This window comes from Leyella stercorea (assembly GCF_021531655.1).
The window spans coordinates 1-15734 of record NZ_JADYUF010000061.1 but is presented as its reverse complement, the minus strand read 5'-3'; the positions used below and the strand labels follow the sequence as shown (position 1 = coordinate 15734).

Here is a 15734-nt window from a genome sequence, read left to right as displayed (position 1 = left end):
GGAGTCGGCGGTAGGGCTTTGTGGGGTTTGTGGCCTTTGTGTGGTCGGGCTTATTCCTCTTCCGTTGGCCTTATATCCTCTATCTGCAGCTGCACCATATTGCGCTTGAACACATTGTCCTCAATAGTATAAGCTATGTCAAAGCTGCGTTTCGACTTGATGTAGCGTGCCGATGCACTCTGTCCGAAAGCTATGCCGTTGACAACGTTGCTCGATTTGGAGTCGACCAATTCGAGTTTGATATGTTCCTGCTCGCGTCCCACCACCTTACTTGTACCATAGTCGTACACGCCTACAGTACTGAATATCGGTTTGGTGTTGCACGGTCCGAAGGGAGCAAAACGCTTGAGGTCGCTGTGCAGCTTCTTTGTGATGTCGCGGAAGTCGATTTCGGCATCAATATTGAGCATCGCCTCGGTCTGTTCGGGCTGAATATGCTCGTCGACATATTTCTGGAAGCGGCGGCGGAACTCCTGAATGTCGTCCCAACGAAGCGTCAGTCCGGCCGCATAGGTATGTCCGCCAAAATTGACGAGCAAGTCGCGGCAACTCTTTATGGCAGAGTAGATGTCAAAACCCGTAACGCTGCGTGCCGAACCCGTAGCAAAGTCGCCGTCGCGTGTGAGCACCACAGTCGGACGGAAATAGATTTCGGTGAGTCGCGAAGCCACAATGCCTATCACACCCTTCTTCCAGTGCTCGTCGTAGAGCACTATCGACGACTGGTGGCGCTGGCTCTCGAGTCTCGACACGATGTGATTGGCATCCTCGGTCATCTGCTTGTCGATGTCCTTGCGCTTGTCGTTGTAGCTGTCGATGTGCTTAGCCTTCTCAAGCGCGTGCGAAAAGTCCTTATCGACGAGCAGATCCACACTCTCGCGGCCACTCTCCATACGTCCTGAGGCATTGATGCGAGGACCTATCTTGAACACAATATCGCTCATCGAGATGTCGCGTCCGCCCAGGCCGCAGATGTCTATGATTGCCTTTAGGCCGATGCTCGGGTTCTGATTGAGCGTCTTAAGGCCGTGGAAGGCAAGTATACGGTTCTCTTCGGTCACCGGAACTATGTCGGCAGCAATGCTCACCGCACATAGGTCGAGCAACGGAATGAGTCGGGCGAAAGGAATGCCGTTGTTCTTTGCGAATGCCTGCATAAACTTGAAGCCTACCCCACATCCGCAAAGGTGCTTGAACGGATAAGTGTCGTCAGCACGTTTGGGATTAAGAATGGCAACGGCAGGCGGCAATTCATCGTCGGGCATGTGATGGTCGCATATGATGAAGTCGATGCCGAGACTCTTGGCATAGGCTATTTCGTCAATGGCCTTGATGCCGCAGTCGAGGATTATGATGAGCTTTACACCCGCCTCCTTGGCATAGTCCATGCCCTTCTTGCTCACACCGTATCCCTCGTCGTAACGGTCGGGGATGTAATACTCGATGTTGGAGTAGAACTGCTGTATAAACTTATACACCAGCGCTACAGCCGTGCATCCGTCTACGTCGTAATCGCCATACACCAGGATGCGCTCCTTGCGCCCCATAGCGTCGTTAAGGCGGTCGACTGCCAAGTCCATATCCTTCATGAGGAACGGATTGATAAGGTCTGCCAGCTGCGGATGGAAGAATCGCTTGGCAGCTGACTCTGTTGTGATGCCCCTTAGCATGAGCAATTGGGCAAGTATCGGGCTGATGTTCAGCTTCGCCCCCAGTTCGTCAGCCGCCTGTTTCTCCTCTTTCGTAGGTGGCTTGTAATTCCATTTGAATAACATTATATATAGTATTTTTATTTTCTGTCATTGGCAGGGGTGTAGATTGCTTCGTTCTTTTAGGCAAAAACGCGTGTAAAGTTACAAAATTATTACGTAAATCTCTACCACGACATCGTTTTTAACTTATATATAACGCTTGACTTTTATTCATTACAAATCATATTTAAATATAAAATTTACTTAACTATATACGTTATGTAAAATATTTTAATTACTTTTGTCAACAAATTAAACCGATTGACATAAACATTCTGATGAAAAGGCAGAGAAAGCCTGATGAAAAAGGATACAAAACGCTGCTGTTTTCAGTATATAATGCTATCGGTTGGCAAATGTACTCGTTTTGCATTGCAAAAGGGGTCCTTTTAGAGTGCAAAAGGAGTCCTTTTAAAGGGCAAAAGGGGTCCTTTTGAAGGGCTAAAGGAGTCCTTTTCAAAAAGCTACAATGCGTTATCACGCAAATACAAAGAGAACAACGAAATAAATCTAAATCAAAAACAATACCTCAGAACTATGAAAAGAAAACTTTGTGTGATGTCTGCCATCGTTGCGGCAGCATTGTCCGCAACCGACGCTTCTGCTCAGACCGTACTGTTCAAGAGCGACACAGTGTCTACCTGCTACCGCATTCCTGCACTGACTAAAGCCAAGGACGGCAGCATCTTCGCATTCACCGACTTCCGTCCATGCCGCACCGATGTAGGCGGAGGCGTGATTGACGTAGTGGCTAAACGCAGTACCGACAACGGACGCACCTGGAGCAAGGAGCAGACCGTAGTCAAGGGCGGCGGCGACAACATCCCGTTTGATGTGGCTCATGGCGATGCCGCTGTGGTGACCGACCGCAAGACGGGCGAGATGCTTATGATGTGTGCATCGGGCAATGTGTGGTACTGGCAGTCGACTCTGAAGAATCCCAACCGTGTGGGACGCTACTACAGCAAGGACGGATTCAACTGGAAGGGCGAGGAAATCACCGACCAGATATACAAGCTCATGAACGGTGCCGTACATAAGCTGTTCTTCTCGTCGGGACGCATCTGCCAGAGCGCCAAGATAAAGGCTGGCAAGTACAACCGCATATACTCGGCTCTGTGTACCAACGTGGGCAACGTAGTGCTCTACTCTGACGACTTCGGACACAACTGGACTCCGCTGGGTGGCGCCGATGCTCGTCCTGCCAAATTCGGCGACGAGGCTAAGATTGAGGAGTTGCCCAATGGTGACGTACTGCTGTGCAGCCGCTCGCAGCGCGGTGCCGGACGTATATTCAACATATTCAAGTATAGCAACGCAAAGCGTGCCGAAGGACAATGGCAGACTGCTGCCAATCTCGACCCGATGTACAAGTCGGCTATGTGCAACGGCGAAATCCTCATCGTGAACGCTGTACGCAAGGCCGACGGCAAGAAGACCAACGTGCTGCTCTACTCGGTTCCGATGGATGCCAAGCGCAACTATGTGGGCATATACTATAAGGAGCTGGCTTCGACAGCCGACTATGCCTCGCCCGAACTGCTGACTAGAGGATGGAAGACTTTCCGTCTGAGCAACACCGATTCAGCCTACTCTACTATGGAACAGATGAACGACGGCAACATCGCCTTCTTCTATGAGGAGACCCATCAGAAAGGTGGCTACGACATGGTGTTCTGCTCGCTGCCTCTCGACAAAATCACTAACGGCGAATACGTTGCTGGTAAAGTTAAGAAATAAAAAAAAGGTTGCAAACCATAATGGTCTGCAACCTTTTTTTGTTTGGTTATTCTATTGAGATATAATGTCGTTATTGCGAATTACATCATGCCGCCCATGCCACCCTGGCCCATAGGCATTGCGGGAGCCTTTTCCTCAGGCTTGTCGCAAATGAGGCACTCAGTGGTGAGGAACATACCTGCGATAGAGGCAGCATTCTCAAGAGCTACGCGCTCTACCTTAGCCGGATCGATAACTCCAGCCTCACGCAAATCCTCGTAAACATCCTTGCGTGCATTGTAGCCGAAGTCGCCTTCGCCCTCGCGAACCTTCTGAACAACAACGGCACCTTCGCCACCTGCGTTCTTAACAATCTGACGAAGCGGCTCCTCAATAGCACGACGTACGATGTTGATACCAGTCTGCTCGTCGGCATTGTCACCCTTCAGATCCTCAAGAGTCTTCTGAGCACGGATGTAAGTTGTACCGCCACCTACAACAACGCCTTCCTCCATGGCTGCACGTGTAGCACAGAGAGCGTCGTCAACGCGGTCCTTCTTCTCCTTCATCTCAACCTCGCTGTTGGCACCAACGTACAGAACGGCTACGCCACCTGCGAGCTTTGCAAGACGCTCCTGAAGCTTCTCCTTGTCGTATGAGCTCTTGGTGTTGGCAATCTCGTTCTTGATCTGTGCAACACGGTCGGCGATAAGTTCCTTCTGACCGGCACCACCTACGATAGTAGTGTTGTCCTTGCTTACAGTAGCCTTCTCGCAAGTACCGCAGAGGTCGAGTGTAGCCTTGTCGAGACTCAGACCCTTCTCCTCGCTGATGACAACACCACCAGTCAATGTAGCGATATCTTCGAGCATAGCCTTACGACGGTCGCCGAAGCCAGGGGCCTTAACAGCACAAATCTTCAAGCCACCACGCAGACGGTTTACTACCAATGTGGTCAAAGCCTCTGAGTCAACATCCTCAGCGATGATAAGCATCGGGCGTCCGCTTTCAGCAGCTGGCTGCAGGATAGGCAGAAGATCCTTGAGGTTGCTTATCTTCTTGTCGTAGATAAGGATGTACGGGTTGTCCATAACGCACTCCATCTTGTCAGCATCTGTAACGAAGTAACCACTCAAGTAGCCACGGTCGAACTGCATACCCTCTGTAACACCGATGCTGGTGTCGCGGCTCTTGCTCTCCTCGATAGTGATAACACCATCCTTAGACACCTTGCGCATAGCGTCAGCCAGGAGCTTGCCAATCTCAGGATCGTTGTTGGCAGAAACGGTAGCTACCTGCTCAATCTTGTCGTAGTTGTCGCCTACAATCTCGGCAGTCTCCTTGATGTGGTCTACTACGGCTGCAACAGCCTTGTCGATACCACGCTTCAAGTCCATAGGATTGGCACCTGCTGTAACGTTCTTCAAGCCTTCTGTTACGATGGCCTGTGTAAGGATGGTAGCGGTTGTTGTACCGTCGCCTGCATCGTCGCCAGTCTTGCTTGCTACGCTCTTAACGAGCTGGGCACCTGTGTTCTCAAACTTGTCCTCAAGCTCTACTTCCTTAGCTACGGTAACACCGTCCTTAGTAATCTGCGGAGCACCGAACTTCTTCTCGATAACTACATTGCGACCTTTAGGGCCGAGTGTAACCTTAACAGCATTAGCCAATTTGTCGACACCGTTCTTCAACAGGTCGCGTGCGTCTATATTGTATTTAATTTCTTTAGCCATGATTATTCAAATGTTGAATGTTAAATGTTGAATGTTGGATTATTCGCTTACGCGAATTTCGAATTAAGAATTTTGAGTTTTGAATTACTTCTGAACTACGGCAAGAACGTCGCTCTGACGCATGATGAGGTATTTTGTACCCTCGACCTCAAGCTCTGTGCCTGAATATTTGCCGTAAAGAATCTCGTCACCTTCTTTAAGAATCATTTCCTCATCCTTAGTGCCATTGCCAGCGGCAACGATAGTACCGTGCTGCGGTTTCTCTTTTGCTGTATCAGGAATGATGATTCCGCCAACTTTCTCTTCTGCCTGTGCAGGAAGTACAAGCACTCTGTCTGCTAATGGTTTAATGTTCATAATTCTTATGATTTTAATTGTTTATATTCATTTATGTTGCGAACCTCGCGACGTTTGCCGCCTGTGTTCGGTTAGCATATAGCCAAAAACGTGCCAAAAACTTGTTTACACTTATATAATAGGAGTCCTTTTTTAAGCAAAAGGGGCACAAATGACATAAATGGCAGTAGTATGTGACATATTTGACATACCAGAAAAAGCATTATATAATACCTCACAAAGTATATTAATAATACCTTGCAAAGTATATTAATAATACTTGCACAAGTATATTGAACAACTTACATTATATGACGAAGAAGGACATCCATCCCTCTTTGCCCCGATAATGATAGCCACGCTTTCGACCTGTGCGCAATTGGAACGTGATAATTTCATCAAGTTGCAAAACAAACGTAAATCCCACTGCGTTTATGCGTAATTGTGATGTATTATAATTATCTTTGCATTCAAATTGACCATCTTTTAAGCGTTACGCTGGGCATGATGAAAAAGTGCGACGGACCGTCGCACTTTTGCCGTGGTCGCATAATATGCTATTTATCAGCTGATAGTACCGAAAGAGAAATTACAGAAAGTCCTTGCTGACGAGATTAAGGCGTTTAGTGAGGAGAAAGAAAACAATTAGAGGAACAAACAATATGGACTATAAAGTACAGAAAAACTCACAGAACAATGATATGGCTTCACTTGTAAATGATGTTTGCAATATCATTGAAACAGGCAGAAAGGAAGCCTACGTTGCGGCAGGAAAGTCTGCTGTAATCACATACTGGAATATCGGTCGCCGTATTGTGAAAGAGGAACAGCAGGGTAAAGAGCGTGCAGAATATGGAGCAGAAGTCATCAAGAACCTCGCTCTGAAAATCACACCTCGATATGGTGCGAGCTATAATAAACGCAATTTAGACTACTACAAGCGTTTCTATCTCCTTTTCCCTGACATACAGATTGTGAACACGTGTGTTCACAATCTTAGTTGGTCGCATATACGCCGCATACTTTCTGTTTCAGACCCCAATGCCAGGCTTTGGTATTTGAAAACGGCAGATAAAGACATGTGGAGTTTTCGTGCGCTTGACCGTAACATATCCACACAGTACTATGAGCGTAGATTAGCCGCGCAACGTGAGAATTCAGCATTGCCGATAGATATGGAAAACTCAACAGACCCATTGGAATACATCAAAAATCCAATGATGGCAGAGTTTATGGGATTTCATCGTGATGCAGATTATAACGAAAGCGATTTTGAAAAAGCATTGATTGACAACCTTGAAAAGTTCATCATGGAACTTGGACGAGGTTTTGCCTTTGTTGAGCGTCAACAGCACATAGTTACTGATACAGACGATTTTTATATCGATTTGGTATTCTATAACTATCGCATGAAGCGTTTTGTCATCTTTGAACTAAAGACACATAAACTCACACACCAAGATATTGGTCAGCTTGATATGTATGTACGAATGTATGACGACCTTATCAAAGGTTCTGATGACGCTCCTACTATTGGAGTGTTGCTCTGCACTGATACCGACAATACGATAGCACGTTATTCAGTTCTTCACGACAACAATCAGCTGTTTGCAGCCAAGTATATGACTTATATGCCAACAGAGGAAGAACTGCGCAATGAAATTGAACAACAAAAACGTTTCTTTATGGAACAGCACAGTTCTCATGGCTTACAAGATTATTATGGTTGATCGTGCCGAAAGAGAAATTATGCCAATCACTGAATGTCAATAGAAAAGACTTCAAGTAAATTGCCAAAGAAGGTTGAATAGAGTTTAGATGGAACTCGCACTTGAAGATATGGGAAAGCCTATCGGAGAGGAAGATTATCAGCTGATCCATTCGGGATGTGGCGAAGTTGAGTGGTAAGAGTGTGAATTCGTATTTTGTGAGTTTAAGCACAGGCGAGCCAGTCAAGTAATACTATACCATAGTCTTTATATTATGGTATGGGATGGTGTGTCATAAGTCCATGACGCACCCTCTATTTATAAAAAACATTTAATTATAGTGTTGCGAAATTTGTAAAACAATAAACGCTTATGGATAGGAACGATTTCATAGAAACGCGCGAAGATATAGTCCAAAACATCAAAACGCTTTACTCTTACCTCGATGGCAAGGTGGACAGCGAGCATAAAGACTGGGCTATCCAAAGGATGTCCCAAGAGAAAAACTATGTCATAGAAGTTGTAGATTCTCAAATATACTTTGCTCCAAGCCGTTTTGTCGGATATGTTGACAACACGATGGAAAAGCATAAAGCCAACCCTGGCCATGGCACCAAGACTGACAACAAGATAAAGAATTTCTATCAGAAAGTACAGGATGTCAAACTTGATGCCTTGTTACAAAAAGCCATGTCTGAATACGGTATTGTTGTGGGGGCAAAGAAATATTGGATAAGCAAAGATACAACGGTAGACGATATCCTGTCTTGTTCCGCTGTTAAAGTTCGTAGATATTGGATTGCCCGTCTCTCAGACGACAACCACTGGGATTATTCATTGGAGAACAACCTGTGGCTTATGCAACAGCGATACGACATTCAAAGAAATCACATAGTCACCCAGTTGCTGAATTTAGTAAAGGAAATAAGAGTCGGTGATGTGCTATTGCTTACTTTTGACAATATAATATATGCATATGGGATTGTGGTAAGATGTCCATTTCAAACCCGTCAAATCTCAAATCTGCAGAACATAGTGTCCCTAAGACAATATGATTATAATGATGGCATTGTATGTTTTGAAGATGCTCCAGCTTTCTATGAAGACTTAAGAGATGGAGAAGAAAATTGGGGGCAGCGAGTATCTGTAGACCAATGGCATTGTTATGACAACGACTCAACCGTATATAATTCCGGATGCCAATCTGCTCTTTTAGCAGGCAATACTCAACAGTCAATATTCGAAGTTGACGCTAAGTTTGCACAAGACAAAATAAAAGAATTGGAAAAACAATACTATAAGAAATATATGTTCATTAATAATACTGCAAAGTTGCTGAAATCCAAGCACAACATAATCCTTCAAGGTGCGCCAGGCACTGGCAAGACCTATAATACGGCAGCCATTGCGCTCAGTGTGCTTGGTATAGACGGAGTAGACCTTGACAATCACGATGAAGTAATGAAGAAATATGAGGAGTTGCAGGACGACCGCATATTCTTCACGACATTCCATCAGTCTCTTGACTATGAGGATTTCGTCGAAGGTTTGAAACCTCGCGTTCAGTCGAATGAGAATGGCGAAAGTCTTGGCGTAACCTACGAGCCCGAAGACGGCATTTTCAAACGAGCATGCAACGCAGTGGTGACCGATGACAGCAAGGATATTATAGAGTGCATTGATGATTACCTGCAAAAGATAAAGGGATTTGAGAACCGTCGGGAAATACCTACGGTAACCGGGAAATCGTCGTTGTATGTATGGTGGAACGAAGGGAACAAGACCGTCAGCAGTAGAAGTACAAACTCTACAAGTCAACGTGAGGAAAGTTACTCTCCTTCTCCACTGAACATCGAGAAAATCAAGGCTCAAACCTTGGGAAAAGGATGTGAGAACAATTGGCAGCAATATGCTCAGGCATTCATTGAAGCGGTCAAGAATGAATATCATGCCAAGACAGACAAATCAGTGGTACTCATCATTGATGAGATAAACAGAGGAAATGTTTCCAAGATATTCGGAGAACTGATTACATTGCTTGAAGCGGACAAACGAGACAAAGGTAATCACCCCATAAAAGTGACATTACCATACTCCAAAACATTGTTTGGCGTGCCAAGCAACCTGTACATCATAGGCACAATGAACACAACAGACCGAAGTACGGGGACACTTGACTATGCCATCCGTCGCCGCTTTGCATTTGTGACGTTAAAGTCTGACCCGAATGTGATAGTCAAACATTATGAGAAATTGGGCAACGATGACTTGAAAGCAATAGCCATCGACTTGTTTAACAATATCAAAGCCTTCATCACAAATCCAAAACATCTGTGTGGCGACTTGTGCATTGACGACCTGATGGTGGGTCACAGCTACTTTATGGTATCCTCTAAAGAAGAACTACAATGCAAGGTGGAATTTGAAATAATACCCCTCATCGCTGAATATATCAATGACGGCATCTTGACCGTAAACGACCAAGAGAAAGAAAAGGCGTTCGATGCCTGGGCGTCCCTCCAACCCGTGCAGATAGTAGACGATGAGGACGAAGATAATATAGACGAAGAAGACGAATAGAATGATACAACTCCAAGAACACGAACAACTATGCAAGAATGACTTACCCGTTGAAAAAAGCGAAAGGTACGATAACCTTCAACTCATTCAATGGGATAAGCCTATGGATAATAGTGCATGGGGGTACTATGCCTCATTCAAAATTGGAGCAGAATGGATTGACAAGCAAGAAGCATTGGTGGTTACGGCAAAACGGGGAATGGAGAAAATCGATTTCCTGCGCATGTTTATGACATGCTTCTGCTCTGACCTTGCGGTGGATTCGTTTTCCAAAATCTATTCCATTGATCAGGAGAAGCCTGCCATTGTAGCCCCTGCATTGAGCAGTGTTGTTAGTCCACTTATCGTGTTTCATTTCATAGGAGTGGTAAACAGAATCAAGTCGTTAAGAAAAGGATATGTTCAGCGCCAAGAGAACCTTAAGAAGGTGAAGGGGCATACCAAGATGCTCAAAAACGAACGCATCAATATCGCCGTAAAACGATACGACCGTATTTATTGCGAATATGCTGACTACTCAGTAGATACTCCAGAGAACAGGCTGCTAAAGAAAGCCCTTGTCTTCTCTCAGAGATTTGTCGCCAAGATAAATCGCAATAATGTAGTATATTCAAAAGTCAACCAGATGGTCACGAAAGCACTATCGAAATTTGATTATGTGAGCGATGACATCAACATCAATTCCATTGGGCAGATACGCTCCAATAAACTCTATCGGGAATATGCGGAAGCCATGCGATTGGCCAAGATCATATTAAAGCATTTTGACTATAGTCTCTCAAATGTGGAAGCCACGGAAAATAGGGTCACACCGTTTGTGCTCGATATGTCTTTACTGTACGAACATTATGTGTATGGTTTGTTATATGAAGCTTATCGAGAGAAAATCAGTTACCAGTATCGGGGAGTAACTGGACTGCCAGACTTTTTATACAAGTCGAAACATTTCAATGCTATACTGGATACCAAATATATCCCCAAATATGAGAAAGGGACGCTTGACAAATACGTCATTAGGCAACTGAGTGGCTATAGTCGTGATCTAACAATTTTGAGAAAGTTAGGATATGAAGACATTGACGAAGACTCACCGACTCCATCTGTTCCGTGCATCATTATATATCCTAAGGAAGATGGAGATTCTGACAATCCGTTCAAAAGCAATAAGCTGAGAGATCTTTGCACGTGGCATCTAAAAAAATCTCGAGGTTTTACAAAATCAGCATCTCAGTTCCAACTATTAGCAGATAAACGAGAAAAATATCGACCAGTGCGTTTGAAATTATCCAATACGCCTGTAAGGGCAAAAGCTTTAAAACTCCTAATATACAAAGCTTTTGCCATTAGGGTGTCTTGCTGACAACTATTATACCCTGGGATAGGAGCTTTTGGGTCTTCAGCCCGTACTTAAACCACTTGCGAAAGTTCAGCCCATTGTAATCAACTATACTTTGTCTGAATCTTACAAAAACAAGTTATCGGTAAAAACTATAGATGGTTGAAGAAAATGTTAAGGACAATAATAACATTGTGACATAATAGTTATGGCAAAGAAATTTGAAATACGAAACAGTACGGCGGAGTTCCTGACTTTCGTGGCAGAAGGTAAGGAACAAGGCATTCATGTGCTATATAAAGATGAAACGGTGTGGACTACCCAAAAGGCGATGGCTGAGCTTTTTGACTGCTCGACAGACAATATTGGATTGCATCTGAAAAACATATTCAAGAGCGGAGAACTTGCGGAAGATTCAGTTACCGAGAAATACTCGGCAACTGCCGCAGATGGTAAGATTTTGAGCATTTGTTAGCATATTACATGATGCAGGAAAGGTTTCTGCAGAATTTACCAAGAGCTTTGCAGAGTCGGAGTTTGAGAAATATCGTGTGATACAGGGACAAATTCTCTTTGACACATTTAGACTCAAAAAAAGGCGATTGCCTTACGACAACCGCCCTGCTATTTAGAACGAAAGATTTCATTGATTATTGCACGAGCGGTAAACGGGGTTCGAACCCGCGACCCCCAGCTTGGGAAGCTAGTGCTCTACCAACTGAGCTATTACCGCAACAGTTTGATTGATTTATCAAGAAAGTGTGGAGCCGATACCCGGACTCGAACCGGGGACCCACGCATTACGAATGCGTTGCTCTACCAACTGAGCCATATCGGCTTGCTCACATTTTCTGAATGCGGTGCAAAGGTAAGGCTTTTTTTTTATTACGCCAAACTTTTGCACCGTTAAATGTGATTAGAACTTATAGCCTACTGTGAACAGAAGTTGATTGCGCTTGTTGCTTACCTTTACGGCGTCGCATACATTGTCAAACTTAGGCTCTGAATTGTCAACATAACTCATGAATGGATAGAAGTCGCCATTGGTCTGGCTGTACTGATAGGCAAGGTCGAACGAGAATTTGCCGTAGTTATAGCCTACACCTGCCGTGAAACGATGGGTGTCCTTCCAGTTGGTATAGTCGGTTGTCGAAGCGTAGTATGTGCCATACGACTCCAGACTTCCATCCTTATATCCGTCCTTGTTGTACATTGCCGACTGATAGTTGTAGCCAAGACGAACGGCAAAGTTCTTCTCGGGCTTGAACTCCATACCTACCTTGACGGTGTGTACTCCCTTGAGCGAGTTCTTGATGTTCTGCTTCATAGCCTCATCGCGCGAACTTGTCTCATAGTAGTTGCCCCAATAGTCAACCTCTCCCCCATCGTTGACACGAATGTCGTTGGTGGTATAGTCAGCATATTCGTATGTGGCACCGAGTGCAAGATAGTTGCCTACGGTATGGCCGAGGCTCACACCGAAACGCCAAGGAGTGTAGAACTTGAAGTCGTACGACTCGCTCGACTTGCCGTAGTCGCTCGAACCATAGGTCTTATCGGTATTATTGTCGAGTACTGTATAGTTGCGAGTGGTGAGGTCGTACCATGTTGGCGTGTGAACATACAATCCGATACGGAACGGCGACTCTTCTGCCGGACGGAATATCAAGCCCGCCTTAACGTCAAAACCAGTACCTGTAATCTTGCGCTCATCGTTCATTGCTACGTCACCGATGGCCTTGTCGCCGTCAACAAGATTCTCTGAATACAATGATGAGCTGTTGTAGTGAACGTCGTATATTCCTACTGTGAATCCCCAGTAGAAGCGGTCGTTTGAGTTACCGCTGACGTTGAAGTCATACTGACCTATGTATCCTGTAGTAGAGCGTCCGAAGTCGTAACCGGTAGCGTTGTAGTAGACGGGAAGTCCGGTAGTCTGATTGACTATTACGCCCTTATCGGTAAGCGTTGCGTTGTTCGGGTCATTCGGATTATCTGCATTTTCACGAAATAATAAAGCATTGCTATACAAATAGTCAAGCTGGCTATAAGCACCCGAGTTGCTCACCAACACATTGTTTTTGTTTTTTTGCAGATCGTACACACCATTGGCATTCTTCATTGCCGACAGCTTGTTCTGCGAGGCATTGTTAAGACGGCCGGCTGCTGTGAGTATCTGATCGAAGTTCTTGCTCTTGGTGTAGTTGAAGCCGAAGTTGAGCATCGAATGTCTGCCCGAACGCATTGAATAGACAAAGCCAGCCTGATCAAAACTCATGTTTGTCTTGTTGGCATTGCCAAACGACTTGGCATCCGACAGAGTATTGAAGCCGAACGAGCCAGCCACCATACCGCGACGGAACATACCGATGCCGGCAGGGTTGGTGCCGATAGTTGATAGATCTGCACCAAGCGCCTCCATAGCTCCACCCATACCTACATATCGTGCAGTACCGTTAAGGTCTTTCGTAGCAAGCTGGGCATTGTCGTATGTCTCCTGTGCGCTGACAGCGGTGCCAAGCATCGCTGCAGTCATTATAGAAAGTATCTTTTTCATATTCTTACGAATCAATAAATATTACATTATATATATTTACATATAGCCATCCGATAACTTACAGGCTCTATTATCTACGACTGCCAAATCCGCCACGGCTTCCGCCCATAGAACCACCGCCTCGTGAGCCACCGCCGAACGAACCTCCACCAAACGAGCCTCTATTGGTGCCAAAGCTTGAACCGCCACCGAATGTTCCGCGATTGCTACCGAAGTTGCCTTGATTCTCAAACATCGGACGCTGTGTCTGCTGCTGATAGTTGTTGTATGTATTGCGGTCGTTACGTGTACCATTGTTAGAACGACGACTGCCAAAACTGCCACGACGATTGCTATTGTTCATGTCGTAGTCGCGACCGTAGCTGTTGCGATTAGACACGCCATAACGTCTGCCATTTGAAATCGAACCGCCTGCCGAGTGGTTGCGTGTACCAGTTGGACCACCTGCTATATAACGTACACCTGGGCGATACCATCCGCCCCACCCCCAATAGGGCGATGACCATCCATAGTAGCCATAGTGCCAAGGATTGTACCAGCCACCATACCAACCAGAGTAGTAGGGACCATACCATCCAGAGTAATAAGGACCATACCATGGGTCGTACCAAGGATCGTACCATCCATAATATGAACGCCAATAGGGACGTCCCCAATAGCTGCCGTAGAACCACGGATCGTAGAATCCGTCAAAACGGCTCATACGACGCGACCACATAAAGTCGCTGTCCATATCGTCGTCATAGTAGCGTTCCGAACCGGGATATATTGTTATGGTAGAATCCAGGTCGGCCTTGCCATACGTTCCGTCTCCCTCACGAAACTCTATGATGTCGTTGCCCAACGAGTCGGTACCAATCTTCTGATAGTAGCTCTTCAGTTTGCCACGACGATTATACTCGTCAATGTCACGATTGCTGCCACAATAGTAGGTAAGACGAGCGACTTCCTTTTTTTCATTATTATACGTGATGTCTGTTTTCGCCCTCTTCTTGGGAGTGAAATAGACATCATCCTGAGCATCCATACAGAGCGGCATGGCTCCAAGGATAAGCGAAAGCAATAAAAAACGTGTATCCATAATCTCTTACATTTAAGTATCTTATCTATAATTAGAATGCCAAAACCAGCAAATTATTGCATGGCTGTAAAGCAATTCTAATTTAGATACTGCAAAATTAATGCTTCTTTTTTTAGGTTGGAGGGGGAAAACCCTAAAACGATATAGGTTTTACCCTAATTTTTAGTTTTTTTAATGACACGAAAATACGAATACGTTTTCATCTGCCAACGATAACGTATTCATCGGGTTATGATAACGTATTCATTATTCCGCTTTCAAAATGTTAATTGTGGTTTAACGATTTTAGTTGCACCTTGCGTAACATGACGCACAACCTTAGTAATGGCCAATCCAGAAGTTTCTTCAATGGTAAGGACATTGTTTTTCTTTATTTGGATATAGTCCGAAGACGCTGCATTACCCAAACTTGTTGCAGTTCCCTTTGAACAAGTAATCTTGAAGTTCCCAATCACTCCTGAATACTTATCCGTTTCAGTAGTCCAAGTAGTTGAAGTACTATTGGTTTTGATAGTTACGTTCGTTGCAAACAACGAACTAAACGTCATGGCAAGAAGTGCCATAAAGACAAAGCGTAAAAATTTATTCATAATTCTCTAATTAATATTTATTAATGCGCGCAACGTTATGAAAAAATCCATTAAACTTACAAAAAGCAAGGAAATCTTTTTCGGTTTTAACATAATATTCTACTATTTTTCCCAATTGAACGTAAACAAGCTCCAAAATGCTTGTCTACTTGTACTTTTTCTACTCTTCAATCGATATATAATGTATTGCATGTGCAAAGATAATACTTGGCGCAAACGATGTCAAGAGTATATGCTATATATTATATAAGTAAGTGATCTAAATTATTTATATATATCAGTACTAATATGGTTATTTTTCCGTTTTATAGAAAAAGTAAATTATGAAACCAATAAAAGTAC

The 15734-nt window shown here is 44.7% G+C and carries 10 protein-coding genes, 2 tRNA genes and 1 pseudogene; 5 read left to right on the top strand and 8 right to left on the bottom strand.

The annotated features are described in order from the left end of the window. Positions 1–50: 50 nt before the first annotated feature. Positions 51–1775, bottom strand: a complete 1725-nt coding sequence (gene recJ, locus I6E49_RS13090) for a single-stranded-DNA-specific exonuclease RecJ (protein WP_235402873.1) — start codon at positions 1773–1775, stop codon at positions 51–53. Between the two features lie 513 nt (positions 1776–2288). On the opposite strand from recJ, the gene I6E49_RS13085 reads away from it, so the two are divergent. Beyond that, positions 2289–3491 carry a sialidase family protein gene (locus I6E49_RS13085; RefSeq protein WP_235402871.1) on the top strand — a complete coding sequence of 401 codons (1203 nt, stop codon included), beginning with the start codon at positions 2289–2291 and terminating at the stop codon, positions 3489–3491. An 80-nt stretch (positions 3492–3571) separates the two neighbouring features. Here I6E49_RS13085 and groL read toward each other — a convergent pair whose 3' ends face one another. Beyond that, positions 3572–5203, bottom strand: coding sequence for a chaperonin GroEL (groL, locus tag I6E49_RS13080; protein WP_235402869.1), 1632 nt, complete (start codon positions 5201–5203; stop codon positions 3572–3574). Between the two features lie 84 nt (positions 5204–5287). After that, a complete protein-coding gene (locus tag I6E49_RS13075) occupies positions 5288–5560 on the bottom strand; it encodes a co-chaperone GroES (RefSeq protein ID WP_235394495.1) in 273 nt (90 codons plus the stop codon). A gap of 641 nt (positions 5561–6201) precedes the next feature. Here I6E49_RS13075 and I6E49_RS13070 point away from each other — a divergent pair. The 4 genes and pseudogenes from I6E49_RS13070 to I6E49_RS13055 all read left to right on the top strand — a co-directional run. Continuing rightward, on the top strand, positions 6202–7269 hold the full coding sequence (locus I6E49_RS13070) for a PDDEXK nuclease domain-containing protein (protein WP_235402868.1): 1068 nt from the start codon (positions 6202–6204) through the stop codon (positions 7267–7269). Between the two features lie 351 nt (positions 7270–7620). After that, the gene (locus tag I6E49_RS13065; protein WP_235402867.1) at positions 7621–9828 is read left to right on the top strand and encodes an McrB family protein; all 2208 of its coding nucleotides are present in this window, start codon (positions 7621–7623) and stop codon (positions 9826–9828) included. Between the two features lies 1 nt (position 9829). Further along, a complete protein-coding gene (locus I6E49_RS13060) occupies positions 9830–11188 on the top strand; it encodes an McrC family protein (protein WP_235402866.1) in 1359 nt (452 codons plus the stop codon). Between the two features lie 184 nt (positions 11189–11372). Next, positions 11373–11621 (top strand): annotated as a pseudogene (locus I6E49_RS13055) (cell filamentation protein Fic); the annotation flags it as partial. 203 nt (positions 11622–11824) lie between these two features. Here the strand turns inward: I6E49_RS13055 and I6E49_RS13050 are convergent. The 5 genes from I6E49_RS13050 to I6E49_RS13030 all read right to left on the bottom strand — a co-directional run bounded on the left by I6E49_RS13050 (position 11825) and on the right by I6E49_RS13030 (position 15392). Further along, positions 11825–11897 (bottom strand) — tRNA-Gly (locus tag I6E49_RS13050). Between the two features lie 29 nt (positions 11898–11926). Then, positions 11927–12002, bottom strand: a tRNA-Thr gene (locus I6E49_RS13045). A gap of 78 nt (positions 12003–12080) precedes the next feature. After that, complete coding sequence (locus I6E49_RS13040) at positions 12081–13721, bottom strand: hemin receptor (protein ID WP_235402865.1); 1641 nt, start codon at positions 13719–13721, stop codon at positions 12081–12083. A gap of 70 nt (positions 13722–13791) precedes the next feature. Further along, complete coding sequence (locus tag I6E49_RS13035) at positions 13792–14802, bottom strand: DUF3300 domain-containing protein (protein WP_235402864.1); 1011 nt, start codon at positions 14800–14802, stop codon at positions 13792–13794. 257 nt (positions 14803–15059) lie between these two features. Further along, positions 15060–15392, bottom strand: a complete 333-nt coding sequence (locus tag I6E49_RS13030; RefSeq protein ID WP_235402863.1) for a hypothetical protein — start codon at positions 15390–15392, stop codon at positions 15060–15062. Positions 15393–15734: the final 342 nt, after the last annotated feature.

Excerpts from the sequence above, each read along its gene's own strand:
- recJ (WP_235402873.1), bottom strand. The coding sequence starts at position 1,775 with ATGTTATTCAAATGGAATTACAAGCCACCTACGAAAGAGGAGAAACAG.
- I6E49_RS13085 (WP_235402871.1), top strand. The coding sequence starts at position 2,289 with ATGAAAAGAAAACTTTGTGTGATGTCTGCCATCGTTGCGGCAGCATTG.
- groL (WP_235402869.1), bottom strand. The coding sequence starts at position 5,203 with ATGGCTAAAGAAATTAAATACAATATAGACGCACGCGACCTGTTGAAG.
- I6E49_RS13075 (WP_235394495.1), bottom strand. The coding sequence starts at position 5,560 with ATGAACATTAAACCATTAGCAGACAGAGTGCTTGTACTTCCTGCACAG.
- I6E49_RS13070 (WP_235402868.1), top strand. The coding sequence starts at position 6,202 with ATGGACTATAAAGTACAGAAAAACTCACAGAACAATGATATGGCTTCA.
- I6E49_RS13065 (WP_235402867.1), top strand. The coding sequence starts at position 7,621 with ATGGATAGGAACGATTTCATAGAAACGCGCGAAGATATAGTCCAAAAC.
- I6E49_RS13060 (WP_235402866.1), top strand. The coding sequence starts at position 9,830 with ATGATACAACTCCAAGAACACGAACAACTATGCAAGAATGACTTACCC.
- I6E49_RS13040 (WP_235402865.1), bottom strand. The coding sequence starts at position 13,721 with ATGAAAAAGATACTTTCTATAATGACTGCAGCGATGCTTGGCACCGCT.
- I6E49_RS13035 (WP_235402864.1), bottom strand. The coding sequence starts at position 14,802 with ATGGATACACGTTTTTTATTGCTTTCGCTTATCCTTGGAGCCATGCCG.
- I6E49_RS13030 (WP_235402863.1), bottom strand. The coding sequence starts at position 15,392 with ATGAATAAATTTTTACGCTTTGTCTTTATGGCACTTCTTGCCATGACG.